At 69.4% G+C, this 1,668-nt stretch carries 1 protein-coding gene and 1 pseudogene; both read left to right on the forward strand.

The window, feature by feature from the left end; all coding sequences use genetic code 11:
• Positions 1-264: helix-turn-helix domain-containing protein (locus G3N99_RS39855; protein ID WP_277396502.1), on the forward strand; the 264-nt coding region annotated here is incomplete at its 5' end.
• An 89-nt stretch (positions 265-353) separates the two neighbouring features.
• A pseudogene (locus G3N99_RS39860) lies at positions 354-1,668 on the forward strand (S9 family peptidase); the annotation flags it as partial.

The following is a 1,668-nucleotide window of genomic DNA, read 5'->3' on the forward strand; positions in this document are numbered from 1 at the left end:
TCCGCGCCCGTCGCGGCCGCGCCGAACGGCGGCGCGCCGGCTGGCTATCCGGTCTGGGAGCATGGCTTGCGTACCGAAGTCGCACGGCTGTTGCGCGAGAACTCGGCCGACGTGATGGACGAACTCGCACGCCGCTTCGAGGCGGCCGTGATCCGCGAGGCGCTCGACTTCACGCGCGGCCGCAAGGTCGAAGCCGCGGAGCGGCTCGGCATCGGCCGCAACACGATCACGCGCAAGATCCAGGAACTCCATCTGGAGCCCTGAGCACGATTTGCGGCATGCGCGGGCATCGCGCATGCCGCAATCGGACATAATCGCGGTTTGCACGCTGTTTGCCATTCCGCCGATCCGCAATGTCCGATTCCTTCCGCTGGCCCGCCGGGGCCGACCCGTTCCGTTTCCTCGAATCGCTCGACAGCAAGCGCGCCCGCACGTGGGTCGACGAGCAGAATGCGCGCACGCGCGCCGCGCTGCGTGACGACGACGCCTATCGCGCGCTGACGGCGCGCCTCGCCAAGGCGTACCTGCCGCGCGAACGCCCGGTGATTCCGACCCGCTGGCGCGACTGGGCCTACGACCTGTGGCAGGACGATCTCCATCCGAAGGGGCTGTGGCGCCGCACGCGCTGGGACGACTGGCGCGCGGGCAAACCGGCGTGGGAAACGCTGCTCGACGTCGACGCGCTCGGTGCGGAGGAGGGCGAGTCGTGGGTGTTCGAGCAGGACTCGATCCTGTATCCGGACGGCGATCGCGCGCTGCTGTCGCTGTCGCCGGGCGGCGCCGACGCGGTCGTCGTGCGCGAATTCGATCTCGTCGAACGCCGTTTCGTCGACGACGGCTTCACGATCGACGAGCCGGGGCATCACACGGTCGGCTGGATCGACCGCGATACCGTCTACGTGAGCTGGGATCGCGGCGAAGCGCATGCAACCGCGGCCGGCTATCCGTATGACGCGCGGCGCTGGGTGCGCGGCACGGCGCTCGCCGATGCGCCCGTCGTCTTCAGAGGCGAACCCGACGACATCAGTGCGGGTGCGGGGTTCGATCCGATCGACAACCGCCACGTCGCGTGGCGCAGCGTCGATTTCTTCGACGCACATGCGTACCGGCTGACCGACACGGGCGAGTGGGCGCGCTACGACGTGCCGACTCATGTCGAGGTCGGGTTCTGGGAAGGCTGGCTCATGCTGGAGCCGCGTCTCGACTGGGATTGCGACGGCGTGCGCCATGCGGGTGGTTCGCTGCTCGCGATTCGCGAGCAGGCGTTTCTCGCCGGGTCGCGCGAACTCACGACGCTGTTCGCGCCGCAACCGTCGACATCCGCGTGCACGTGGACCCATACGCGCACGACGCTGATCGCGAGCTGGCTCGACGACGTGCACAACCGCACGATGCTGTGGCAGCCGAGCCAGGCCGACGACGGCACGTGGACGTGGAGTGCCCGGCCATTCGAGTGGCCGGGGCCGGGCGACGCGCAGATCGACGTCGAGCCCGTCGAAGCGACGCTGAACGACGAGATTTACGTGGACGTCGACACCTATCTCGATCCGCCCGAATGCTGGCTGGCCGATCTTGCCGATCGCGCGGACGATGCGCCGTCGCGCCGCGTGCTGCTCGACCGGCCGCCGGTGCAGTTCGACGCGGCCGGGCTCGTCGTGCGCCGCGCAA

Origin of the sequence: Burkholderia sp. Ac-20392, from assembly GCF_017104585.1 — a bacterium.
In the GTDB taxonomy this organism is placed as follows: Bacteria; Pseudomonadota; Gammaproteobacteria; order Burkholderiales; family Burkholderiaceae; genus Burkholderia; species Burkholderia lata.